Here is a 23,855-nt window from a genome sequence, read left to right on the forward strand (position 1 = left end):
GCCCACACCTATGCAACTTACTCACGCTTTACTCAGTTCCCGATTCCGGCCGGGAACGAGGCAGGATTGTGACCATGTCCAACACTCCCATGGCGGCGAGCCCGCTGACCCGGGCCGTTCTCGAGATCGACGAGTACGCCTCCGGCCTCGGCTGGGACCAGCCCGCCCGCCTCTTCGCCCTCGTAGACACCGCACGGCTGCGGGCCCAGGAACCCGGCCTCGCCGCCCAGCTCGGCCTGGGGGACGAGCAGGAGTCCTCCGGCCTGACCCCGATCGAGCAGGACGAAATTGAAACGGGCAAGGCGCTCGATGAGTTCCTCGCCACGATCGCCTGGCCCGACGCGGTGGCCGGCTGCGCGCTCACGGTCGAGCGTCTCATGTTGCCCCCGTCCGCCGAGACCCAGGTCCCGCAGGGCCTGAGCGAGGCCAAGCTCGCGAATTGGGTTGCTGAACACCCCGAGCGCCAGGAGGTCCGCATGACGGTCGCGGTGCTGCGCGACGGCGCCCGCGAATCGGCCCTGCGCCTGCGCGAGAAGGACACCCCGACGGAGGTCCTCACCGGCCCGGACCTGGTGCCGGGACTCGCGGAGGCCCTGGCGGCGACGTTCGCGGACTGAAGTCCTCCGGTACGGCGGTCCTGTACGGCGGCGGGATCTCGTACGTCGACATCACGTACGTCGGCGAGGGCTTGCACGGCAGCGGACTTGTACGGCAGTGAACCTGTACGGCAGTGGGGGCGCCCCGGGAAGGGAAGGGCGCCCCCACTGCCGTACTCGAGGTTCGTCGCTCAGTCCTTGGTCGTGCACTTCGGCAGGTCGGCCGTGTCGCCGGAGCGGATGTCCTTCAGGGCGCCGAGGGCGTCGTCGATGGTGCCGACCTTGACCAGGGTGAGCCCGCCCGGGACGTCCCTGGCGGCCGTCGCACAGTTGTCGGCCGGCGTGAGGAAGTACTGGGCGCCCTTCTCGCGCGCGCCGACGGTCTTCATCTCGATGCCGCCGATGGGGCCGACCTTGCCGGCGTCGTCGATGGTGCCGGTGCCGGCGACGAACTTGCCGCCGGTCAGGCTGCCCGGGGTGAGCTTGTCGTAGAGCCCGAGCGCGAACATCAGGCCCGCGCTGGGGCCGCCGACGTCGGCGAGCTTGATGTCGACGGTGAACGGGAAGGTGTGGTCGGTCCCGGCGGAGATCCCGACGACGGCGCGCTTCTCGCCGCTGTCGTCGGACTCGGCGGTCCTGATCGTGATCTTCTCGGTCTTCGTCGGCGTCCGGCGCTCCTTCTCGGCGGCGACCTGCTCCTTGGCCGGCACGATCGTGAAGACGACGTCCTGGCCCGGCTTGTGCTTGGTCACCAGCTCGGCGACGTTCGCGGGCTCCTTCACCGTCGTACCGTCGACGGACTTGATGACGTCACCGGCGTGCAGCTTGCCCTCGGCAGGCGTCCCCTTGACCACGGTCGAGACGATCACCCAGCTCTTCACCGGGATGTCCAGTGCCTTCAGGGCGGCGACCTTGGCGCTCTCCTGGGACTGGCTGAACTCCTCGGCGTTCTCCTGGGTGGACTGCTCCTCGGTCTTGCCGTCCGGGTAGAGGGTGTCGTGGGGCACGACCTTGTTGTCATGGGCCAGCCACCCGTAGACCGCCTCCACGAGGTTCATCCTGTAGTCGGCGCTGGTGACCCGGACGGTGGTCATGTTGAGGTGTCCGGTCGTCGGGTAGGTCTTGCGACCGTTGACCTGCAGCACCGGCTCGCCGTCATGATCGCCGAGGGTGTTCACCGTCGGCCCGGGCGACATCTCCGCGTACGGCACGGGGATGAAGACTCCCGCGCACAGGAGCGCGATCAGCATCAGGGTGGAGGCGAGCATCGTCGCGGTGCGGCGTGGCATGCCCCGACAGTACGTGACACGCCTGTCAGTGCCCCGTCAGGGCGGCAAACCCGCCCCCGCGATCAGGTGCGGGAGGAGGACCTCTTCTCCATGGCCTCGCGGAACCGGGCATACCCGTCGAGCTCGGGCCCGTCGCCCCGTGCCTTGCGGGTCCGGTTGGCCCAACTGCCCCACAGGCCGGCGCCGATCGCAGCCGCGAGCGGAATCAGCAACCAGGCGAGTGCCGCCATGCTGTCCTCCCATCCCCAATGAGCGACCGCAACTGACTGATCAGCAGATTAACCACTGGCACTGACAACGCTCACGTCAGGGGTGCGGTTACGCAACCGGAGTGGGGTGGACGGGTTCCGCCGGACCGGGACGGGGACGGGTCAGCAGGCGTCGACCCGCCCACCCGGCGCCCGGCCACCACCCCTCAACGACGGCGCTACGCGCCGACCCACTCTTCGGTGCCGTCGGAGAACTTCTGGTGCTTCCAGATCGGCACCTCGTGCTTGAGGTCGTCGATCAGCTTCCGGCACGCCTCGAAGGCTTCTCCGCGATGCGGACAGGAGACGGCGACGACGACGGCGAGGTCTCCGACCCTGAGGTCCCCGACCCGGTGCACGGCCGCGAGCGCCCGCACCGGATACTCGGCGACGACCTTCTCGGCGACGCGCCGCATCTCGGCCTCGGCGCTCGGGTGGCAGGAGTACCCGAGCTCGCCGACATCGGCGCCCCCGTCGTGGTTGCGCACGGTCCCGGCGAAGAGCGCGATGCCGCCGGCCGCGTCGTCCCCGACGAGCCGGAAGACCTCGTCCACGGAGAGCGGCGTATCGCGGATGGCGAGCAGCTTGATGGGGTCCTGCGCGGCCTGCTCACCGGGGTGATCATGGGTGGGTGCCATGCCTCCATCGTGCACCAGGTCACCGGCACCGGGGAATTGCCGATTCGCCCGGCACACGCGCGTGGAGGTTTGGAGGGTCGTACGGACCTCAGATCCGCCGCCGGGCCTTCCGTGCCCTGCGCACCACCGCCGCCGCGCCCAGCAGGGCCACCGTCGCTCCTGCGGCGCCGGCCGCCGTGGCGTCCTTGCGTCCGAGCCGCCGCCCGGCCACCGTGTGCCTGCCGGAGACCTCCTCCAGCAGCTCCGCGAGCACTTCCTCGTTGGTCCACTGCGGCCGCCACCCGGCGTCGTGGAGCCGGCTCCCGCTCACGACCCAGGGGTACATCGTGTACGCCAGGTCGCCGGCCGGGGAGGGCGTCAGTCCGATCCGGTGCAGCCGGGCCGCCGCACCGAGCGCGACCGCCGACGGCAGCTCCATACGGCGGATCCCGCTGAGTTCCTCGACCTCCTCCTGCTCCAGCCAGCCGTCACAGCCGACGGCGAGTTCCCCGTCGACCTTCTCCAGGACGGCGTACTCCAGGGCACTGCACAGATCCTCGACGTGGCAGAACTGCCAGGCGGGCCGGGAACCGGCGACGACGAGCAGCCGCGGTGACTCGAAGTACCTGGTCAGTGCGGTGTCCGTGCCGCCCACGAGTACCGCGGGCCGGACAACGGTGACATTGAGTCCGGGGTGGGCCCGCGGTGCCCTTCGCGCGAGGCGCTCGATCTCCAGCAGATCCCCGACCCCGGTGGCCTCCGCCGTCGCCCGCAGCTCGGCGTCCTCGGACAGCGGGAGCTCGTTCTCCGGCAGCGCCCCGTAGACCATCGCGGAGGTGCACAGCACGACCCGGTGGATCCCGGCCGCCGCCGCGGCCGTCAGAACGGTCTGCGTCCCCCGAACGTTGTATGCCGTCCGGGCGGCGGAATCCGTCTCCAGATCCAGGTCGAGCGCCAGGTGTACGACCACGTCGGCGCCCCGCAGCTTGTCCGCGATCGCCGGGTCCCGCACGTCCAGGATGTGCCACTGCGCCGCCGCGCACTCGCCGCGCCGCTCGTCGATGGCGATGACCTGCTTGACCTCGTCCGACGCGACCAGCCGCTCGGTGAGCAGGGCACCGATGCCGGACGCGGCACCGGTCACCGCGACGACGGGGCCGCGCACGCCGCGCGCGGGAGGGGTTGACTGGTTTCGCGCTGCGCGAACCTGCGGATCAGGGGAACTCACCGGGCGTCTCCAGCGGTTGTCTTCAGTACGGACGCGAGTGACGCGTACGTACCAGGTGGCATCCATCCTGCCGCAGGCCAAGAGTCGGCGAAGCACCGAGGCCCGAACGGCTCGCGGTGTCTACGCTGGGTGGTGTTATCGGGCAGTCGCGCCGCCGGTGCCAAACCGGTGGCCTTACCAGCCGAGGAATCCCGTGAGTGACACCCCATTCGGATTCGGCCTTCCGCCGGAGGAGCCGGACGACGGCGACGAGGGCAAGAAGAAGGACCAGCAGAGCGGTGGTGGTCAGGGCCCGGCCAACCCGTTCGGTTTCGGCGGGCTGCCCGGAGCCGGTGGCTTCGGTGGCACCGGTGCCGACAATCCGTTCGCTGCCATGTTCGGTTCCCTGAACCCCAACGACCTGGGCGCCGCGTTCCAGCAGCTGGGCCAGATGCTCTCCTACGAGGGCGGCCCGGTGAACTGGGACATGGCCAAGCAGATCGCCCGCCAGACGGTCTCCCAGGGCACTTCCGACGGCACCAAGGACGCGAGCGTCGGCCCCGCCGAGCGCAACGCGGTTCAGGAAGCCGTCCGCCTGGCCGACCTGTGGCTCGACGACGCGACGGCGCTGCCGTCCGGCGCGGGCTCCGCGGTGGCGTGGTCACGCGCGGAGTGGGTCGAGGCGACCCTGCCCGCGTGGCAGGAGCTCGTCGACCCGGTGGCCGAGCGCGTCGGCACCGCCATGGGTGACGTCCTGCCGGAGGAGATGCAGGCCATGGCCGGCCCGCTGATCGGCATGATGCGCTCGATGGGCGGCGCCATGTTCGGCACGCAGATCGGGCAGGCCGTCGGCGTGCTCGCGGGCGAGGTCGTCGGCTCCACCGACATCGGTCTGCCGCTCGGCCCTGTGGGCAAGGCCGCGCTGCTGCCGATCAACATCGAGACGTTCGGCAAGGACCTGGGCGTACCGAAGGAGGAGGTGCGGCTGTACATCGCTCTGCGCGAGGCGGCCCACCAGCGCCTCTTCGCGCACGTGCCGTGGCTGCGCTCGCACCTGTTCGGCGCGGTCGACGGCTACGCGCGCGGGATCAAGGTCGACACGGCCAAGCTGGAGGACGTGGTCGGCCAGTTCGACCCGCAGAATCCGGAGCAGCTGCAGGACGCCCTCCAGCAGGGCATGTTCCAGCCGGAGGACACTCCGGAGCAGAAGGCGGCTCTGGCCCGTCTGGAGACGGCTCTGGCGCTCGTCGAGGGCTGGGTCGACGCGGTGGTCCACGCGGCCGCGAAGCCCCGCCTGTCGTCCGCTGACGCCCTGCGTGAGACGCTGCGGCGCCGGCGCGCCTCGGGCGGCCCGGCGGAGCAGACGTTCGCCACGCTGATCGGCCTGGAACTGCGCCCGCGCCGTCTGCGCGACGCCTCCCGTCTGTGGGCCTCGCTCACGGACGCGCGCGGTGTCGACGGCCGGGACGCCCTGTGGGCCCACCCGGACATGCTGCCGACGGCCTCCGACCTGGACGACCCGGACGGATTCGTGCACCGCGAGCAGATCGACTTCTCCGAGCTGGACAAGATGCTCGGCGAGGCGGCGGGCGGCTCGACCGGGAAGCCGGACCTGAAGAAGAAGGACGACGACACCAAGGGCGACGCCCAGGGTGACTCCAAGGACGACGACACCGAGTGAGCCTGTACGACGACGCGGTCCTCGTGCTGAAGGGCTACGAGGACCAGCCGGACCTGCGCCAGACCTATCTGGAGCATCTGGAGGCCCATCCGGACGGAATGTGGAAGGCCTGCGGGGACGGGCACATCACCGCGAGCGCGCTGGTGATCGACCCGTCGCGCGGGAGCGTGCTGCTCACGCTGCACAAGAAGATGCGCATGTGGCTGCAGATGGGCGGCCACTGCGAGCCGGCCGACGACACGATGGCCTCGGCCGCCCTGCGCGAGGCGACCGAGGAGTCGGGCATCGCGGGGCTGACTCTGCTGTCCGGCGGTCCCGTCCGCCTGGACCGGCACCACACCCCGTGCGCCTGGCACCTCGACGTCCAGTACGCGGCACTGGCTCCGGCCGGAGCCGTGGAGGCGATCAGCGAGGAGTCCCTCGACCTGCGCTGGTTCGCCTACGACGAGGTGGCGGAGGTGGCCGACGACTCGGTCGTACGCCTGCTGGAGGCGACACGGGCGAGGCTCGCGGCCTGAGATATGAGTGAGGGGCAACCGCGCTGACGGTCGCCCCTCACATCTGCTTCCGGGCGGTGGGCCGCGCGCAAGGGACGCGGGGAACTGCGCGACCAGCCACATACGGCCCGCGGCCAGAAGCGGCCCACAGCCCCCGAGCCCCCCGGCCCACCAGCGGAGCGATCAGCTCCAGACGTTGCCCTGGTTCTGGCCTCGCGCTCCCTGCTGGCCCATGCCGTACTGCGCGGCGAGGCCCGATCCGACCTGGGCGTTCTGCGGCGGCAGCAGCTCGCTGGGCTGGACGATCGCGTAACCGCTGCCCATGAAGCTGAGCTCCCAGCCCTCACCGGTGTTGCCGCGGCGCCGCCACACCCCGGAGGAGTGCGTCTGGGACTGCATCTGGACGCGCAGCCCGGTCGACCAGGCGACGATCGCGTCGGCGTCGCAGTTGACGTACTTGTCGGGCGTCACCTGCATCATCAGCGGCATGCCCGAGGTCATCAGGGCGACCTTGCCGCGGCCGGTGATGTTGAGCTGGTACTTCCCGGAGCCGGAGATGCCGTAGAGGCTGTCGACGGCGATGACCTCGTGGTGCAGCGAGGAGTCCATCGCCAGCACGTAGCTGCTGTCGACGGTCAGGCCGTCCTGTTCCACGTCCACCATGTGCACGTGCTGCTTGAGGTTGGCGAGGTAGACCGTGCCCTGCCCGTGGCAGCGCATGAGGTCGAGGCCCTCACCGGTGTGTGCCCGCGCGCGTCCCTGCTGGTTGCTCTGGAACTCGGCGTCGAACTCGACCAGGCCCTGGTAGGCGACCATGGTCCCCTTGCGGGCGAGGATGTCGTCGTGGCCCTCCAGGGCGACGCGGAGCATCTGCTTGTTCTGCAGACTCCAGCGCTCCTGGGTCTGCTGGTCGTTGTAGGCGAAAAGCGGACTCTGCATGGCGTTCTGGCTCCCCCTCAGCCCCGGACCCGGAGACGGTCGGTGCTGTCCTCGCTGGGCTGGACGACGACGATGCCCTGGCCGGAGAAGGCCATCTGGTAGGCCTCACCGCTGCCCCGGCCGATGAGCGACTGCGCCTTGAAGCTGCGCTTGCCCTTCACCTTGAGGTTCGGGGACCAGGCGACGAGCGCGTCCGGGTCGACGTACGTCTCGTCCTCGCCGCCGCCGCAGTCGACGACGATCGGCTTGCCCCGGGAGGTCAGCGCGACCCAGCCCTGCCCGGAGATCTTGGTGTTCCACAGGCCCTGTCCGGCGAACTTCGCCAGGCCCTTCACCCGCTCGACGCCCCACGTCAGATGGGCGTCGAAGGCGAGCAGGTTGGTGGCGTTGACGGAGATGCCGTCGCCGTTGAGGTTGATGATGACCACGTTGGCGCCGTAGTCGGCGAGGTAGAGCAGTCCGTCGCCGGAGCACTTCATCAGGGGTGCGCCCTCGCCGGTCATCCAGTCCTTGGCGATCTGGCGCACGGCCGGCGGGTTGGGCTCGTACTGGACGAAGCCTTCGTAGGCGACCATCGATCCCACGCGCGCGAAGAGGTCGTTCCCGGTCTGCATGGCGATCTTCGCCATGTGGTTGCCGTGGTTCTCCATGCGGGCGGTGACGGGTGCGGGGGCGAAGCCCGCGAGTGGCTGGTTCATGACGGGCTCCCTCAGATCTCGTACGGCTGGACGACGATGAAGTTGCCGGGAGCGGCCCGGAACTGGAGGTTGACGCTCTCTCCGGTGTCGCCGGGGTAGGCGTTGCGGCGCATCCGTACCTGGCTGGAGACGATCACCTGGGCCGCGGACGACCAGGCGACAACGGCGTTGGCGTCGGCGAACGTCGTGGGCGTGACCGGCAGCACCACGGGCGTGCCGTGCGTCTTGACGACGATCGTGCCGGTGCCCGTGAACTGCATCGTGAACAGCGCGCCGCCGGGGATGCCGTGGCCCTCGATACGGCGGATCTCGTACTGGAGGCTCTCGTCGAAAGCGAGGACGTTCTCGGCGGAGACGCAGATGCCGTCGCCCTGGAGCTCGATCGGGTGCAGCATCGTGGAGTTCTCGGCGAGGAACACCTGGCCCTGACCGGTACAGCGCATCAGCTGCATCTCCTGGCCGGTCGCGTTGCCCACGATCCGGCCGGAGAATCCGGCGCCCTTGTAGCTGAAGTCGACCTTGCCCTGGTAGAGCACCATGCTGCCCTGCCGGGCCAGCACGGGCTGCCCGCCGATGCCGAGGTCGACGCGGACCATCTTCTTGTTCTGCTGCGTCCAGCGCTGACCGGTGGGCGTCTCCTTGAACTGCTGGAGCGCCGCGGCCACACCGGGGCCCTGGGGCGCGCCCTGAGGTGCACCCTGCGGGGCTCCGTAGGGGGCCTGCTGGCCGGGGACCTGCCCGTAGGGGGGCTGCTGGCCGTAGCCCGGAGGCGGGGTCGCCTGACCGTAGCCGGGCGGCGGAGTCGGCTGGCCGTAGCCAGGAGGCGGGGCCGGTGCCTGCGGGGCCTGAGGCTGGGCGTAACCGGGCGGCGGCGGGGCGCTCGGGGCGGGAGCCTGGCCGTACGGCGGCTGCTGCCCGGGCTGGCCGTAGGGCGCGGGAGCCGGGGCGGGGGGCGGCGGGGCGCCACCGGGCGGCGTGATCGGCGCGACGATCGTGGGCTGGGCATGCACCGAGGGCGCCGGGGCCGGAGGCGGCGGGGACCCCTGCGGGGGTGCGAAGCCCTGCGCGGCGGGCTGTGGTGCGGGCGCAGGAGCCGGGGCCGGAGCGGGCACGGGAGCCGGTGCAGGGGCCGGGGCGCTGAAGGCGGGCGGCGCGGTGGCCTGGGCGGGCGGTGCGAAGCCAGGGGCCGCACCGGCCTGCGGCTGCTGGGCCTGCTGCGGGGCGTCCGGCGTCTCCTCCTCGGCGACCTCGCCGCCGAAGTTCTTCAGCAGCGCATCGAGGCCGCCGTCGAAGCCCTGTCCGACGGCGGCGAACCGCCAGACGTCCTTGAGGTAGAAGTCGCCTAGCATCACGGCGCGTTCGGTGGAGAACTCCGAGCCGCTGAAGGCGTACCGGGCCACCTCCTCGCCACCGGCGACGATACGGACGTACCCGGGGCCGACCTGCGACATCTGTCCGGCGCCGTCGATCGTCGCCGTGAAGGACAGCTTCTGGATCTGCGGGGGGATCTTGTCGAGTGTGACCCGGAAGGACTCCGTGTCGCCGGCCTGGGCGCCGAGGAGCTGAACGGACTCCTCGGGGGACTTGGGCTGGTTGAAGAAGATGAAGTAGCGGTCGTCCGAGAGCCGTTCGTCGGCGTCGAGACCGAAGCAGCTGATGTCGAAAGACAACCCCGGAGCGGCGATCTGTACCCCTACGTACAGATCCGTGCCCGCGGTGAGGTCACTGATCCTGGCCTTGTGGCCGCGTTGGAATTCCCTGGCCATGCGTAACGACCGTCCCCCATCCCGAATGTAATTGCGTCGCGCCAGGCTAACGGCAAACTCGGACATCGAGCCAAGCCGGTACAGACCCGGTACACAACCCTCGCCCGGCCCAACCGGAAGCGCCGCCTCCGGGGGTCCTCAGGGAGCAGTCATTCGCCGCGCACGCTGGGGAGATGAGGCAACCGTTCGGCGGCGACCACGCCTTCCAGGTAGCCCTTCGCCCGCTCGGTGCGGGGGTACCCCTCCAGCAGCCGCCAGAAGCGGGGCCCGTGTCCGGGCACCAGGAGATGCGCGAGCTCATGGAGGAGGACGTAGTCGACGACGTACTCGGGCATGCCCTGCAGGCGGTGCGAGAGCCGGATGCTGCCCTCGGCCGGGGTGCACGAGCCCCAGCGTGTGTTCTGGTTGGTGACCCAGCGGACCGAGTTGGGCCGCGCGCGGCCGTCGAAGTACTGCGCCGACAGCCGCTCCGCCCGCTCGGCCAGTTCGGCGTCACCGAGGACCCGCTTGCTCTCCTGGGCTGCCAGCTTGTCGAGCATGACGTTCACCCAGCGCTGCTCCTCGGCCTCGGACATTCGGGCGGGGATGAGCACGACGGTGCGATCGCCCTCGCGGTACGCCGAGACCGTCCGGCGGCGCCGGGCGCTTCTGCGGACCTCGATCGCGCTCGCCCCCGAGCCGCTCGACGGCGGGCTCGTCGTACTGCGCTGTGGCGTTCCGGCGCGGTGCAGTGGGTCGGCGGACACGCCCCGACGTTACCCGCTGCGCATGGGGGAAGTCCCGACTCCGGGACGGTTCCATGCCGATCCCCCACCGTGCGTTTGATTTGTACGACGAATATCCACCGCCTGTGGACAACTTTCGGCACCGGGTTCCCTGTCGGGGCATGCTGGCTGTCACCGGCGGGGCTGCGACCGAGCTCCACCGGCACAGGGGACGTTCAACGACGGCTAGGGGGGCCTGCTCATGCAAGCGATGCTTTCGACTGTTTCGGGAGATTCGCCGGTTGCGTCGACCACATCGACCACGCCGACTTCACCGGCTTCACCGGCTTCACCGGCTTCACCGGCTTCACCGGCTCTGCTGGCGCCACTGCTGAAGCCCGCGCTCAGGCGTGGCTGGCGGGACCTCAATACGGTGCAGTTCGGGATGACTCCGGCGCACGCTCTGACGCTGGGTCCGATCGACACGGCGACGGGCAGTTTCCTCGATCTGCTCAACGGCACTCGCGGGCTGGAGCTGATGCGCGAAGAGGGCCGCCGCATGGACCTGCCGGACGGCCATGTCGACGGGCTGGTGCGACGGCTGGCACGGGCGGGGCTCCTCGACGACGCGAAGGGAGGCGGGCCGGCCGGCGACGCCCTGCGACGCAAGAAGGATGTCCTGGACCGGCTTCGCCCTGACCTCGCCTCACTGTCCCTGACCACGTCCGAGCCGGGCGAGGCGATCGGCCGCCTGGCCGCCCGCCGCTCACTGCGCGTACAGGTGAGAGGTGCCGGCCGGGTGGGCGCGATGGTGGCCTCGCTGCTGTCGGGCGCGGGGGTGGGTGAGGTCGACGTGCGCGACGTGGGCCGTGTCGAGCCGTGGGACGTCGCACCGGGCGGGCTGCCCGCGGAGGCGGTCGGCGACCGCAGGGACGAGGCCGCCCAGCGGGCCGCACGCCGCTGCGCACCGGACCGGCCACCGCGCCGGACCGCACAGTCATCTCCCGGGCAGGACGGCGCCGGCCACTCGCTGGTGATCATCGCACCCCGGGACGACGTCGCGGTGCACGCACCCTCCCCGTCCGCCGCCGAACCCCTCATCGCTTCCGGTACGCCCCATCTGTACGCCGGCGTCGTGGAGGGCACCGGCGTGGTCGGCCCGCTGGTCCTGCCCGGCGAGACGGCCTGCGCCGGCTGTCTCCACGAGGGGCGCGCCGACCGGGACCCTGCCTGGCCCCGCCTGGTCGCGCAGTGGCGCTCCGGCACAGGACGGACACGCGATGTACGCCCGTGCGATCTCACGCTGGCCACCACGGTCGCCGGACTGACGGCCGCACACGCCCTAGCCTTTCTGGATGGACGGATTCCGTCGAGCGCCGGTGCACGCTGGGAGGTGTCCCTACCCGGTCTGAGCTGGCACGCGCGGCCGGTGTGGGCGCACCACGCATGCGCGTGCGGCGCCACGGAGAAAGGTGAGGGAGAACACCCCTCCGAGGACGAGCGGTAGCGCGAGACAATGGCGGAGCAACGGCCGCCGAAGGAGTCACGCCGTGAGGCAGACTCGGAGCGGTCGGCTGGTACCTGGAGGGCGCATGTCTGATCTTCCCCGCAAGGCGGTCACCCGTACCGCCAAGCTCGCCGCGCTCCCGCTCGGCTTCGCCGGACGGGCGACCTGGGGACTGGGCAAGCGGATCGTCGGCGAGTCCGCGGAGATCGTCGGCCGTGAGCTGCAGCAGCGCACCGCCGAGCAGATGTTCAAGGTGCTCGGGGAGCTCAAGGGCGGTGCCATGAAGTTCGGGCAGGCCCTGTCCGTCTTCGAGTCGGCTCTGCCCGAGGAGATCGCCGGCCCCTACCGCGCCGCGCTGACCAAGCTGCAGGAGGCCGCGCCCCCGATGCCGACGCGCACCGTGCACTCGGTGCTGGCGGAGCGGCTCGGCGAGGACTGGCAGGAGCTGTTCCTGGAGTTCGAGGACAAGCCCGCCGCTGCGGCCTCGATCGGCCAGGTGCACCGTGGTGTGTGGCACGACGGCCGCGAGGTGGCCGTGAAGGTGCAGTACCCGGGAGCCGGCGAGGCCCTACTGTCCGATCTGAACCAACTGAGCCGTTTCGCCCGGCTCTTGGGTCCACTGATTCCGGGCATGGACATCAAGCCGCTGATCGCGGAGCTGAAGGACCGGGTCTCCGAGGAACTGGACTACAGCCTGGAGGCGCAGGCCCAGCAGGCCCACGCGGAGGAGTTCGCCGACGATCCGGACGTCGTCGTCCCCGCGGTGGTCCACCAGTGCGAGCAAATCCTGGTCACGGAGTGGATCGACGGCGTTCCGCTCTCGGAGGTGATCTCCGGCGGCACCGAGGAGCAGCGCAACCGCGCCGGCCAGCTCCTGGCCCGCTTCCTCTTCTCCGGCCCGGCCCGCACCGGGCTCCTGCACGCCGACCCGCACCCGGGGAACTTCCGCCTGCTGCCGGGCGGCCCGGAGGGTGAGGACGACTGGCGGCTGGGTGTCCTGGACTTCGGCACGGTCGACAGGCTCCCGGGCGGTCTGCCGACCCCCATCGGAGACTCCCTGCGCATGACCCTGGACGGCGAGGCGGAGGAGGTCTACGAACTCCTCCGCGCCGAGGGCTTCGTCAAGGATTCCATCGACCTCGACCCGAACGCCGTCCTCGACTATCTGCTGCCGATCATCGAACCGGCTCAGGTCGAGGAGTTCACCTTCACCCGCGGCTGGATGCGCAGTCAGGCCGGGCGCGTGGCCGATCCCCGCTCACCCGCCTACCAGCTGGCCAAGCAGCTCAACCTGCCCCCGGCGTATCTCCTCATCCACCGGGTGACGTTGAGCACCATCGGCGTGCTCTGCCAGCTGGGCGCGACGGTGCGACTGCGCGAGGAGCTGGAGGACTGGCTGCCCGGATTCGTGCCGGAGGAGCCGGCGGACGAGGAGGAGTCGGCGGCGGAGGCGTGAGCGGCCCTACCACCAGGCCGAGTCCAGCCGTCCCTCGATCGCTCTGAGGTTCTCCCTGGAGCAGGTATCGCACAAGTAGTGGCGGGTGCCATTCTCCACGGAGCAGGTCCAGGTGGGTTGCGGGGCCTTGGCCCGGGTGCCGCAGCGGGCGCACACGAGGGGCTGGGGCTCCGTGGTGGAACCGCCGTTGTCACTGCCTCCGGGAAGACTCGTCACTCGGCGACGATATCGCCGCCGCTCACTGATCGGCGGTCACAACGCACTGCGGGGGCCGGTCCCGTTCGCACGGAACCGGCCCCCGCGGGGACTACCGCCTCCCGGTCGGGAGGCCACCGTCTGGCGGTGTGGGTTGGTTACTGCATGACCGCCATGGCGAGCGCGCGGCGGGCACGCAGCGAGGCACGCTCGGCCCGACGCTGCATGCGGCGAGCAGTCGCCAGGCGCACGGCCCGGCGTTCCTGCTCGGCCACGTACCGGCGCTCGTGCATATGCGCACGGGCCAGGGCTTCTTGGAGGAGTTGCATCTCTCGGTTCCTGTTCTGACGCGAGTCGTTCGCGCCACTGGTGGTGAAGTCTTCAGGCGCGGAGCCTGCGAGCTCGTGGGTGGACGGCTTCATCGGGGCCTGCTTCTGGGGGTCGTGCGTGAAGGGACGGTCGATTGTTCCTGCGGTGTTCATGCCGTGACCGGGTTCTTGCGCGGGCGACCACGCGGCCGCTTCCGGGCGACGACAACACCCTGGACGAACAGCTCGCCACCCCAGACGCCCCAGGGCTCACGCCGCTCCTTGGCACCGGCGAGGCAGGCCTCGATCAGCGGGCAGGTGCGGCAGAGGGACTTGGCGTACTCGACGTCCGCCGGCGACTCGGCGAAGAAGACCTCCGGGTCGTAGGAACGGCAGGGGACGGGCACGCCGAGGTTCTCGATGGCGTCATCGAGCGCGGTGAGCGCAGTGAGCGGGGTCAAGGTGGAGTCCTCCGTGAGGCCGGGCTTGGGGATCACGTCTGAAGGCGGTACGGACGGGGCGTGCGCTTCGAGTTGCACGGTTCGTCTTCCTCGTCTGGTCGTTCCGGCCCTGTTGGGCCGGGTGGCGGCTGGTACCGGGTCTTTCTTGTCCCGAGGCCCCTTCGCTCCGTCATCCCTGTGGGGGGACAAACAGAAGGGCCGCGGATCCCGGATGGGGTTCCGCGGCCCTGAAGGCGCCGGCCTGATCGACGATCAGGCTGGATCACTCCAGGGTTCTGGCCCACGGAAGGCCCACATCTCGTGGTGGTGCTTCGTCTGCTTCCGGAATCCGGCACCGGTCGCCGTAGAGGCATAGGCCTTGGCCTGTGCCACTACTGCCGCTTCCAGTGCCTTGGTCGGTCGCTCATTGCCCTCACGGACAGGGAGACCCGCGAGAGACAGGGCGGACGCCGGACGGGCGGCACGGATGCCGGACAGACCGGTGCCCTGGTTCGAGACGCCGAGCATGCACAGGGAAGCGACGACCGAGCGATCGGTCATTTTCACGATGCTGATGGAGCTGGTGTTGATGCTGATCACTGGACTCGCCTCCTCTCGGCGTCTAGGGGGACTGGGGTGAACCAGTCCGACGGGTATGCAAGTAGAACACGGAATTGGGGCCTCCGAGAAGGCCTCCGTTCCCGTGGCTAAGAACCTATGGGGATTGCTGGGGCATGCGCAAACTATTTTTTCGACGAGTTCGTGTCATTCCCCGTCGGAGCCCTCCCCAACCTCCTGACCTGCACAGATGGCCAGCACATCGGCCCCATAGCGCTCAAGCTTCCGCTTGAGGACGCCGGAGATACGGGACAGCTCAACCGGACTGGTCGGTTCCGCCTCTGCGATGGCCATCAGGGTCCGGTCCGTGAAGACACAGAAGTCCGGCTGTCCGCTGAGCCGGGCCTGGACCGCACGCCACTCGCGGAGTCGTTCGTAGAGGCCCTCGTCCATGTCCGAGGGACAGCCCTCGCAGCGCATCAGCTTCATCTCGCCGGCGTCGGTGAGGGTGCACCCGCAGACACGGCAGCGGGCCGGGGCGCGCTGGGTGCGTCTCGGGGCGGCGTCCGGCCTGCTCGTGAAGCCGTGCTCGACGCCTCCGGAGCCGACGGCGGCGGTGCGCCCTGCGGTGGCGACCGAGCCGGGGCGCAGTCCGTCGAGGAAGCGGCTGGGGCGGCGGTTCGGGCGGCCGCCGGGTGCGCGGGTGAGCGCCCAGGAGACATGGAGGTGCAGCCTGGCGCGGGTGACGCCGACATAGAGGAGCCGACGTTCCTCCTCGATCTGCTCGTCCGTCTTTGCGTAGGTGATCGGCATCATGCCCTCGGCGACACCGACCAGGAAGACGACGTCCCACTCCAGGCCCTTGGCGGAGTGGAGGGAGGCGAGGGTGACGCCCTGGACGGTCGGCGCGTGCTGGGCGTTCGCCCGCTCGTCGAGCTCCGCGACGAGGTCGGCGAGGGTGGCGCCGGGTTTGGCGGCGGCGAAGTCCTGGGCGAGGTTCACCAGGGCGGCCAGCGACTCCCAGCGCTCTCTGACGGCGCCGGAGCCGGCCGGGGGCTCGGTCGTCCAACCCTCGCCCGACAGCACGGCCCGCACCTGCGAGGGCAGGTCGACGGCGTCGTCGAGGAGTGAGTCGTTGCCTCCGAAGCGGGCCGCGCCGCGCAGGGCGATGCCCGCCTTGCGCACCTCGGGACGGTCGAAGAACCGCTCGGCTCCCCGGAGCTGGTAGGGGACGCCCGCGTCGGCGAGGGCCTGCTCGTAGGTCTCGGACTGGGAGTTCGTGCGGAACAGGATGGCGATCTCGCCTGCCGCAACTCCGGAGTGCATGAGTTCCCGGATACGGCGGGCGGCGCCCTCGGCCTCGGCGGGCTCGTCGGTGTACTCCGTGTACAGGGGCTCGGGGCCCGGGTCGCGCTGGGAGACCAGTTCCAGGCGGTGGTCGGCGGCGCGGCCCCGGGCCTGGGCGAGCACACCGTTGGCGAGGTGGACGACCTGGGGGGTGGAGCGGTAGTCGCGGACCAGCTTGACGACGGTGGCACCGGGGTGACGGGTGCGGAAGTCGAGCAGATGGTCGGGAGTTGCTCCCGTGAACGAGTAGATCGTCTGGCTGGCATCGCCGACCACGCACAGGTTGTCCCGGTCGCCGAGCCACAGCTCCAGCAGGCGCTGCTGGAGCGGGCTGACGTCCTGGTACTCGTCGACCACGAAGTGCTGGTACTGGGAGCGGACTTGGTCGGCGATGTCGTGCCGGTCCTGGAGGATGCCGACGGTGAGCAGCAGGACGTCCTCGAAGTCGATGACCGAGCGGTCGCGCTTGAGGTCCTCGTAGACGTTGTAGATCTGGGCGATCTCGGCCGGGTCGCGGGGGGCGTCGCGGCCTGCCTTGGCGATGGCGGGCGGATAGTCGGCGGGGACGGTCCGGGTGACCTTGGACCACTCGATCTCGGCGGTGACGTCCCGCAGCTCGTTCCGGTCGAGGCGGATGCGGCAGGCGGCGGCCGCGTCGGCGACGAGCTGGATCTTGCGGTCGACGAGCCGGGGCATGGAGCCGCCGACCGCTTTCGGCCAGAAGTACTGGAGCTGGCGCAGGGCGGCCGAGTGGAACGTACGCGCCTGGACCCCGGCGGCGCCGAGCTGACGCAGTCGGCCGCGCATCTCTCCGGCGGCCCGGTTGGTGAAGGTGACGGCGAGCACGCTGGAGGGCTGGAGGATACCGGCACGCACCCCGTAGGCGATGCGGTGAGTGATCGCCCGGGTCTTGCCCGTGCCGGCGCCCGCGAGCACGCACACCGGCCCGTGCAGGGCGGTGGCCACCGCGCGCTGCTCAGGGTCGAGTCCTTCGAGCACCGCGTCGGCAGAGTCCGGTACCTGCGGGAAGAGGGTGGAGTGCGTTGCTGCTGTCACACGGCCATGCTGCCAGGTCGCCGGAGACGGCTGTGCCGGTTGTCCACAGGCAGGCACGGTTAGTCGTACTAATGCGGCAGGCGTCACGTGCCCGGCCATACCCCGGGTGGGAATGGCGCCACGGTCGCGTACGTTCCCTCATCGGACGACCTGTTTCCCCGAGCCATCAGAGGAGCGCGCGAGACATGCAGGGCACTGTGACGATGTACAGCACCACATGGTGCGGCTACTGCCAGCGGCTGAAGAAGCAGCTGGAACGCGAAGGCATCGCGTACACCGAGATCAACATCGAGCAGGACCCCGAGTCCGCGGCGTTCGTCGAAAAGGCGAATGGCGGAAATCAGACGGTACCTACCGTGCTGTTCGGGGATGGTTCGACGCTGACGAACCCGTCGCTGGCTCAGGTGAAGCAGAAGATCGGCGTGTGACCGAAGCGCATCAATGCGCATGCAGAGGGTGGCCGTCCCGGCTCGGGGCAGCCACCCTCTCTTTGCACTCAGACGCTGCGGGTCGGCAGCGGCTTGCCGTACCAGAGCTCGATCAGACGGGCCGCGATCGAGATGCCGTACGGCGGCATGACCTCGCCGGAGTCGAAGGCGGCGCGCAGTTCCTCGCGGGAGAACCAGCGGGCCTCGTGGATCTCGTCGCCGTCGACGTTGATCTCGGTGGAGGTGGCGCGGGCCATGAAGCCCAGCATGAGGCTGGACGGGAAGGGCCAGGGCTGGCTGGCGACGTACTCGACCTGGCCGACGCTGACACCTGCCTCCTCGTAGACCTCGCGGCGCACCGTCTGCTCGATGGACTCGCCGGGCTCGACGAAACCGGCGAGCGTGGAGAAGCGGCCCTCGGGCCAGTGGACCTGGCGGCCGAGCAGGATGCGATCGTCCTCGTCGGTGACGGCCATGATCACTGCGGGGTCGGTGCGCGGGTAGTGCTCGGCGCCGCAGGCGGGGCAACGGCGGATGTGGCCGGCCGCGGCGATCACGGTGCGCTCGCCGCAGCGGGAGCAGAAGCGGTGGGTGCGCTGCCAGTTCTCCAGGCCGACGGCGTGCACCATCAGGCCGGTGTCGCGCGGCGACAGCAGCAGGCCTGCCTCGCGCAGGCCTGCCGGTCGTGCGGACTGGTCGATACGGCCGGGCAGTGCGTCCTTCTGGAGGGCGAAGTAGCTGACGCCGTCCTCGTCGATGCCGAGGAAGTAGCGGTGCGCCTCGGTGAGAGGGGCCTCGAAGGAGGGGGTCATGACGAGTTCGGTGCGCCCGTCCGCCGTCTCGTCGACGAGGACCTGACCGCCGGAGACCACGAAGCAGCGGGTCGTGGGGTGGCTCCATGCCGCCGCGAGCCAGGCCTCGTCGAGCCGGTGGTGGGCGGCGCGGTCGATGCCGCTCGATGCGGTGAGCGAGATGGGGCGGTCGGCGGTGTGGTCGGTCGAAGTGGTCACGGGTGCTTCCAACTCCCCCAGTGGAACGGTGTGCTTCGGCGGGTGGATCGGCGGGACGTGCGACGGGAGGCGACCGGGTCCATCGGGGCTCGGCGGTGCGGGGCGGCCGTTTCAGTCTGCCCCGCGCGCAATGCCCGTCCGGACGGCCCAGGTGGGTCAGGGCGCATGACGCCAGTTCGCGGCCAGGTCGCCCCACAGATAGGCGGTGGTCTCGACGCCCTTGAGCAGCAGATCGAGCTCGACCTTCTCGTTCGGGGCGTGCCAGCCGTCGGAGGGGACGGAGATGCCCAGGAAGAGCACGGGTGCGCCGAGGACGTCCTGGAGGTCGGCGGCGGGGCCCGAGCCGCCTTCGCGGGTGAAACGGACCGGGCCCTCGAAGGCGCGGCCCATGGCGCGTACGACGGACTGCAGGGCGGGGTGGTCCAGCGGCGTCAGGCACGGGCGCGTGGCCCCGCTGAACGTGATCTCGCAGCGGATACCGGCGGGCACCTGAGCGTCCGCCCACGCGCGGACGGCCTTCTCGATGTGGTCGGGCTCCTGTCCCGCGACCAGCCGGAAGGAGAGCTTCACCATGGCGGTGGACGGGATGATCGTCTTGCTGCCGGGGCCCTGATAGCCGCCGCCGATGCCGTTGACCTCGGCGGTGGGGCGGGCCCAGACACGCTCCAGGGTGGTGTGCCCGGCCTCGCCCTGGGTGGCGTACGACTTGGCGGTGCGCAGCCACTGCTGCTCGTCGAAGGGCAGCTCGGCAAAGAGTTCGCGCTCGCGGTCGGTCAGTTCGACGGTGCCGTCGTAGAAGCCGGGGATCGCCACGCGCGCGTGCTCGTCGTGCAGGGCGGCGACCAGGCGGGCGGCAGCGGTCGCCGGGTTGGGGACGGCGCCGCCGAAGGAGCCGGAGTGGATGTCCTGGTCGGGGCCGTACAGCCGGATCTCGCACTCGGCCAGGCCCCGCATGCCGGTACACACGGTGGGGGTGTCCTCGGACCACATGCCGGTGTCGGACACGATCACAGTGTCGGCCGCGAGCCGCTCGGCGCGCTCCTCGGCCAGAGCGCGGAAGTGCGGGGAGCCGGACTCCTCCTCGCCCTCGATCAGCAGCTTCAGGTGCACGGCCGGGGCGGTGCGGCCGGTGGTCGCGAGGTGGGCGCGGACGCCGAGTGTGTGGAAGAACACCTGGCCCTTGTCGTCGGCCGCCCCGCGCGCGTAGAGGCGGCCTTCGCGGACGACGGGCTCGAAGGGCTCGCTGTCCCAGCCGTCCTCGAGGGCGGCGGGCTGCACGTCATGGTGGCCGTAGACGAGGACCGTGGGCGCCTTGGGATCGTCGGAGGGCCACTCGGCGAAGACGGCGGGCGCGCCCGCGGTCGGCCAGACCTCGGCGGTCGGGAAGCCGGTCTCCTTGAGCTTGGCGGCGAGCCAGTCGGCGCTGCGGCGTACGTCGGGCGCGTGGTCGGGCTGGGCCGACACGGACGGTATGCGCAGCCACTCGGCGAGGTCGTCGAGGAAGGCGGCGCGGTGCTGCTCGATGTACGTGCGGACAGCGCTGTCCGGGGTCTGGCTCATGGTCACGAGCCTATCGGCCCGCACCGACATCCTCGGTGGGCGGTTCCTCACACTCCGCCTCCGTGACCGGGTCCTCGGTCAGCAGCCGCTCCAGGGCCGTCCGGTCCGGCAGATCGTCCGGCCGTACGACCTCGCCGCTGCGGACGTACAGAAACGCGGCGTTGACCGACCCCAGCGGCACGCCCTCCTGCTCGGCCCAGGCGAGGCGGTAGAGGGCGAGCTGGAGCGGGTCGGCGGTGCGGGTCCGGTTGGTCTTCCAGTCGACGATCTCGTACGTCGCCCCGTTGCCGTCGCCCTCCTTGTAGACGGCGTCGATACGGCCCCTTACGACGCGGCCCGCGATCGCGAGCTGGAACGGGGTCTCGACCCGGTACGGCGTGCGGTGCGCGTATTCGGTGCGCTCGAAGGCGTCCTTGAGGGCCTCCAGGTCGCGCTCGTCGGCGATCTCGGCCTCGCTGCCGGGCAGGTCGTCCGGCTCCAGCATGGGCAGCGTGAGCTCTTCGAAGCGAGCCTCGATCCAGGCGTGGAATCGGGTACCGCGGCGCGCGGCAGGTTGAGGCGGGCGCGGCATGGGGCGCGCGAGCTCCTGCGCGAACCCATCCGGGTCGGCAGCCAGCCGCATCAGCTGGGACGCGGTCAGCGACGCGGGCAGGGGCACGTCGGTGACGCTCGCGCGGGCGCGCAGGAGCTCTCCGGTGAGGGCGTCGAGGTCGCGGTCCCAGGAAGCCAGGGTGCGGGTTTCCTCGGGTGTGAGCGGTTCCCGTTTCGGTGGATGGCGGCGTGCGGGTGGTCCGGCAGGGGGCTCCGGGGATGTCGCCTGGTGCGGGATGGTCGGGCGGCCGGTGGGCCAGGAGTCCCAGTTGCCAGGATCGTCCTCGGACGACAGGTCGCCGGCGAAGGGCTCGTCGGGGGCGTCCGCGAAGCGCTTGTCCCCGCGGGACCCGTCCGCTGGCGAACCGTCTCGGCGGGACCCGCCCGCGAGGGAACCATCTCGGCGGGCCCCGTCCGCGAAGGTCTCGTCGGCGAAGGTCCCGTCCGCGAAAGGATCGTCCTCGTCGGGCAAATCGTCCACGACCGCTTCGTCGTCGTCCGGCGGCGGAGGCCAGTCCGGATCGTCGTACGTGTCCGGGTCGTGCGCGGCGGCGGGGTGGCCGTCCTCGTGGGAGGTGAGCGCCTCCAGGTGGGCCAGGACCGTCTCGGCGGCGGCCCGGCGTCGGGCCAGAGCCGTCTCGTCGAGAGGCAGGGGCCACAGCTGGTCGGCGTTCTCCCGGTGCAGGGCCGGGTTCTCCTCGCCCTCGGCCGGCTCGTCGGCCCACGCCTCGATCTCGCCGTACCCGGCCGCGCAGTGGTCGTACAGGGCCTGCAGGAAGTCGGAGGGTCCGCGGGGTTTCTTCTGGGTGGGGCCCCACCAGTGGCCGGAGCCGAGGAGCAGGGAGCGGGGGCGGGTGAAGGTGACGTAGCCGAGGCGGAGTTCCTCGGTGTGCTGGTGATCCTTCATGGCCTCGTGGAAGGCCTTCAGGCCGCGGGAATCCCAGGAGGCGACGTCCGGGAGCGTGTCGGTGTCGCCGCGCAGCTCGTGCGGGAGGACCTTGCCCTGCGCGGTCCACTTCTCGCGGCCCTGGGTGCTGGGGAAGGTGCCCGTGACCAGGCCGGGGACGGCGACGACGTCCCACTCCAGGCCCTTGGACTTGTGCGCGGTGAGCACCTTGACGGTGTTCTCGCCGCCCGGGAGGGCGTTGTCGAGCCCCTTCTCGTACTGGGCGGCGGTGCGCAGGAAGCCGAGGAAGGCGAGCAGGGACGCCTCGTTGTCGCCGGCCGCGAAGGAGGCGGCGATGTCGAGGAAGTTGGACAGGGTCTCGCGGCGGCGGGCGGCCAGGGCGTGCGGGGACGCCGACAGCTCCACTTCCAGGCCGGTGACGGCGAGGACGCGGTGAAGTACGTCCATCAGCGGGTCGGACAGGGAGCGGCGCAGGTCCCGCAGTTCGGTGGCCAGGCGCGCGAACCGCACGCGCGCGTCCGGCGAGAAGGGCAGCCCGTCGTCGTCACCGTCGCCGTCCATCGGCGTCTCAAGGAACGTGTCCAGGGCGTCCGCGAGCGAAATGACCTCGGCGGGGTCGACCCCTTCGACGGCCTCGGCCAGGCGACGGTCCGGGTCGTCGTCGCCGTCCACCCGCGCGTGGGACACCAACCGCCGTGCGCGGCGCCCCAGGAGGGCGAGGTCGCGCGGGCCGATGCGCCAACGCGGGCCGGTGAGGAGGCGGACCAGGGCCGCATTGGCTCCGGGGTCCTGGAGGACCTCGCAGACCGCGACGAGGTCGGCGATTTCGGGCAGGTGGAGCAGCCCGGACAGGCCGACCACCTCGACGGGGATGTCCCGGGCGACGAGCGCGGCTTGGATCTCGGCGAAGTCGGTCGCCGTGCGGCACAGGACGGCGATCTCGCCGGGTTCCTTGCCGGTGCGGACGAGATGCGCGACGGAGTCGGCGATCCAGTCGATCTCCTCGGCATGGGTGGGCAGGAGGGCGCAGCGGACCATGCCGTCACGCTCGGCACCCGGGGCCGGGCGGAGGGCCTCCACGCCCGCGTGCATGGCGCGCAGGGGCTCGGCGAGGCCGTTGGCGAGGTCGAGGAGGCGGCCGCCGCTGCGGCGGTTCTCGCTGAGCGCCTGGCGGGCGGCGGGGCGGCCGTCGGTGTGCGCGAAGTGCTCGGGGAAGTCGTCGAGGTTGGCGACGGAGGCGCCGCGCCAACCGTAGATCGCCTGGCAGGGGTCGCCGACGGCGGTCACCGGGTGGCCGGTGCCACCCCCGAACAGGCCCGCCAGGAGGACGCGTTGGGCGACGGACGTGTCCTGGTATTCGTCCAGGAGGACCACGCGGAACTCGTCGCGCAGGATGGGGCCTACCTCGGGGATCCCGGCGAGCTGTGCCGACAGGGCGATCTGGTCGCCGAAGTCCAGCAGGTCCCGCTCCCGCTTTGCCGCGCGGTAGCGGCGCACGAGGTCGGCGAGTTCCCGGCGGGCCGCGGCCGCCTCGGGGACCTTGCGCAGATCGGCGTTGGTGAGCTTGGCACCTTGCAGCGTGAGCAGCATCCCGGCGTCGTACGCGCGCAGGGCCTCGGGCCGGACGAGGTGCTCGGCGAGTTCGGCGTCGAGGGTGAGCAGGTCGCTGACCAGGTCGGCGAAGGAGCGGGTGAGTGCCGGATACGGGCCCGGGGCCTCGCGCAGCACGCGCGCGGCGAGTTGGTAGCGGGTGGCGTCGGCGAGCAGGCGGGACGTCGGTTCGAGGCCGATGCGCAGGCCGTGATCGGTCAGCAGGCGGCCGGCGAAGGCGTGGTACGTCGAGATCACCGGCTCGCCCGGCGGATTGTCCGGGTCGATGACGTCGGGGTCGGTGACACCGGCCCTGATGAGCGCCTTGCGGACGCGCTCGGCGAGTTCACCGGCGGCCTTGTTGGTGAAGGTCAGGCCGAGGACCTGTTCGGGGGCGACCTGGCCGGTGCCGACCAGCCACACCACGCGTGCCGCCATCACCGTGGTCTTGCCCGACCCGGCTCCGGCCACGATGACCTGCGGGGCGGGCGGCGCGGTGATGCAGGCCGTCTGCTCCGGAGTGAACGGGATGCCGAGGAGCTCCTTGAGCTGCTCGGGATCGGTGATACGGGCGGACACCTCAGAGAGGCTAGCTGCGGCCACTGACAGTCGATGCCGGATCACCCTGCGAGCCGGAAGAAGCGCAGGTCAGCACGGGTG

At 70.9% G+C, this 23,855-nt stretch carries 21 protein-coding genes and 1 pseudogene; 6 read left to right on the forward strand and 16 right to left on the reverse strand.

Features of this window, described 5'->3' with window-relative positions:
- The first annotated feature begins 74 nt into the window (after positions 1-74).
- On the forward strand, positions 75-617 hold the full coding sequence (locus OHO27_RS13705) for a PPA1309 family protein (protein ID WP_328423652.1): 543 nt from the start codon (positions 75-77) through the stop codon (positions 615-617).
- A 170-nt stretch (positions 618-787) separates the two neighbouring features.
- Here the strand turns inward: OHO27_RS13705 and OHO27_RS13710 are convergent, their stop codons facing one another.
- From OHO27_RS13710 to OHO27_RS13725, 4 genes are all read right to left on the reverse strand, one after another.
- On the reverse strand, positions 788-1,885 hold the full coding sequence (locus tag OHO27_RS13710) for a YlbL family protein (RefSeq protein WP_328423654.1): 1,098 nt from the start codon (positions 1,883-1,885) through the stop codon (positions 788-790).
- A 62-nt stretch (positions 1,886-1,947) separates the two neighbouring features.
- Positions 1,948-2,115 carry a hypothetical protein gene (locus OHO27_RS13715; RefSeq protein WP_328423656.1) on the reverse strand — a complete coding sequence of 56 codons (168 nt, stop codon included), beginning with the start codon at positions 2,113-2,115 and terminating at the stop codon, positions 1,948-1,950.
- A 197-nt stretch (positions 2,116-2,312) separates the two neighbouring features.
- Positions 2,313-2,771, reverse strand: a complete 459-nt coding sequence (locus OHO27_RS13720) for a molybdenum cofactor biosynthesis protein MoaE (protein ID WP_328423658.1) — start codon at positions 2,769-2,771, stop codon at positions 2,313-2,315.
- Between the two features lie 88 nt (positions 2,772-2,859).
- Positions 2,860-3,978 (reverse strand): SDR family oxidoreductase, encoded by a 1,119-nt coding sequence (locus OHO27_RS13725; RefSeq protein ID WP_328423660.1) that lies wholly within the window; start codon positions 3,976-3,978, stop codon positions 2,860-2,862.
- Between the two features lie 193 nt (positions 3,979-4,171).
- Between OHO27_RS13725 and OHO27_RS13730 the strand changes: the two genes are divergently transcribed.
- Positions 4,172-5,638, forward strand: a complete 1,467-nt coding sequence (locus OHO27_RS13730; RefSeq protein WP_328423662.1) for a zinc-dependent metalloprotease — start codon at positions 4,172-4,174, stop codon at positions 5,636-5,638.
- Complete coding sequence (locus OHO27_RS13735; RefSeq protein WP_328423664.1) at positions 5,635-6,156, forward strand: NUDIX hydrolase; 522 nt, start codon at positions 5,635-5,637, stop codon at positions 6,154-6,156. Before OHO27_RS13730 ends, OHO27_RS13735 begins: the two co-directional genes overlap by 4 nt.
- A 162-nt stretch (positions 6,157-6,318) precedes the next feature.
- On the opposite strand, the gene OHO27_RS13740 is transcribed toward OHO27_RS13735, so the two are convergent.
- The 4 genes from OHO27_RS13740 to OHO27_RS13755 all read right to left on the reverse strand — a co-directional run bounded on the left by OHO27_RS13740 (position 6,319) and on the right by OHO27_RS13755 (position 10,284).
- Positions 6,319-7,074, reverse strand: a complete 756-nt coding sequence (locus tag OHO27_RS13740; RefSeq protein ID WP_328423666.1) for an AIM24 family protein — start codon at positions 7,072-7,074, stop codon at positions 6,319-6,321.
- Positions 7,075-7,091: 17 nt separating this feature from the next.
- Entirely contained in the window at positions 7,092-7,772 is a 681-nt protein-coding gene (locus OHO27_RS13745; protein WP_328423668.1) for an AIM24 family protein, read from the reverse strand.
- An 11-nt stretch (positions 7,773-7,783) separates the two neighbouring features.
- Entirely contained in the window at positions 7,784-9,538 is a 1,755-nt protein-coding gene (locus OHO27_RS13750; RefSeq protein WP_328423670.1) for a TerD family protein, read from the reverse strand.
- Between the two features lie 149 nt (positions 9,539-9,687).
- Positions 9,688-10,284 carry a M48 metallopeptidase family protein gene (locus tag OHO27_RS13755; RefSeq protein WP_328423672.1) on the reverse strand — a complete coding sequence of 199 codons (597 nt, stop codon included), beginning with the start codon at positions 10,282-10,284 and terminating at the stop codon, positions 9,688-9,690.
- A 337-nt stretch (positions 10,285-10,621) separates the two neighbouring features.
- On the opposite strand from OHO27_RS13755, the pseudogene OHO27_RS13760 reads away from it, so the two are divergent.
- Positions 10,622-11,842 (forward strand): annotated as a pseudogene (locus OHO27_RS13760) (ThiF family adenylyltransferase).
- Entirely contained in the window at positions 11,835-13,205 is a 1,371-nt protein-coding gene (locus OHO27_RS13765; protein ID WP_328423674.1) for an ABC1 kinase family protein, read from the forward strand. The pseudogene OHO27_RS13760 and the gene OHO27_RS13765 overlap by 8 nt, the downstream one beginning before the upstream one ends.
- Before the next feature lie 6 nt (positions 13,206-13,211).
- Here the strand turns inward: OHO27_RS13765 and OHO27_RS13770 are convergent, their stop codons facing one another.
- The 5 genes from OHO27_RS13770 to OHO27_RS13790 all read right to left on the reverse strand — a co-directional run bounded on the left by OHO27_RS13770 (position 13,212) and on the right by OHO27_RS13790 (position 17,109).
- Complete coding sequence (locus OHO27_RS13770; protein WP_328423676.1) at positions 13,212-13,421, reverse strand: hypothetical protein; 210 nt, start codon at positions 13,419-13,421, stop codon at positions 13,212-13,214.
- Between the two features lie 137 nt (positions 13,422-13,558).
- The gene (locus tag OHO27_RS13775; protein WP_328423678.1) at positions 13,559-13,882 is read right to left on the reverse strand and encodes a hypothetical protein; all 324 of its coding nucleotides are present in this window, start codon (positions 13,880-13,882) and stop codon (positions 13,559-13,561) included.
- Complete coding sequence (locus OHO27_RS13780) at positions 13,879-14,247, reverse strand: WhiB family transcriptional regulator (RefSeq protein WP_126394927.1); 369 nt, start codon at positions 14,245-14,247, stop codon at positions 13,879-13,881. Before OHO27_RS13780 ends, OHO27_RS13775 begins: the two co-directional genes overlap by 4 nt.
- Before the next feature lie 174 nt (positions 14,248-14,421).
- Positions 14,422-14,748: a hypothetical protein gene (locus OHO27_RS13785; protein WP_328423683.1), complete on the reverse strand. Its 327-nt coding sequence runs from the start codon at positions 14,746-14,748 to the stop codon at positions 14,422-14,424.
- Between the two features lie 165 nt (positions 14,749-14,913).
- On the reverse strand, positions 14,914-17,109 hold the full coding sequence (locus OHO27_RS13790; RefSeq protein WP_328423685.1) for an ATP-dependent DNA helicase UvrD2: 2,196 nt from the start codon (positions 17,107-17,109) through the stop codon (positions 14,914-14,916).
- 185 nt (positions 17,110-17,294) lie between these two features.
- Between OHO27_RS13790 and OHO27_RS13795 the strand changes: the two genes are divergently transcribed.
- Positions 17,295-17,537: a mycoredoxin gene (locus OHO27_RS13795; RefSeq protein WP_190069482.1), complete on the forward strand. Its 243-nt coding sequence runs from the start codon at positions 17,295-17,297 to the stop codon at positions 17,535-17,537.
- Positions 17,538-17,605: 68 nt separating this feature from the next.
- Here the strand turns inward: OHO27_RS13795 and nudC are convergent, their stop codons facing one another.
- The 3 genes from nudC to OHO27_RS13810 form a co-directional block, all read right to left on the reverse strand.
- Positions 17,606-18,547 (reverse strand): NAD(+) diphosphatase, encoded by a 942-nt coding sequence (nudC, locus tag OHO27_RS13800; RefSeq protein ID WP_328423688.1) that lies wholly within the window; start codon positions 18,545-18,547, stop codon positions 17,606-17,608.
- 156 nt (positions 18,548-18,703) lie between these two features.
- On the reverse strand, positions 18,704-20,107 hold the full coding sequence (locus OHO27_RS13805; protein WP_328423690.1) for a dipeptidase: 1,404 nt from the start codon (positions 20,105-20,107) through the stop codon (positions 18,704-18,706).
- A gap of 10 nt (positions 20,108-20,117) precedes the next feature.
- On the reverse strand, positions 20,118-23,774 hold the full coding sequence (locus OHO27_RS13810; protein WP_328423692.1) for an ATP-dependent DNA helicase: 3,657 nt from the start codon (positions 23,772-23,774) through the stop codon (positions 20,118-20,120).
- Positions 23,775-23,855 lie beyond the last annotated feature (81 nt).

Origin of the sequence: Streptomyces sp. NBC_00443, assembly GCF_036014175.1 — a bacterium.
Lineage (GTDB): Bacteria > Actinomycetota > Actinomycetes > Streptomycetales > Streptomycetaceae > Streptomyces.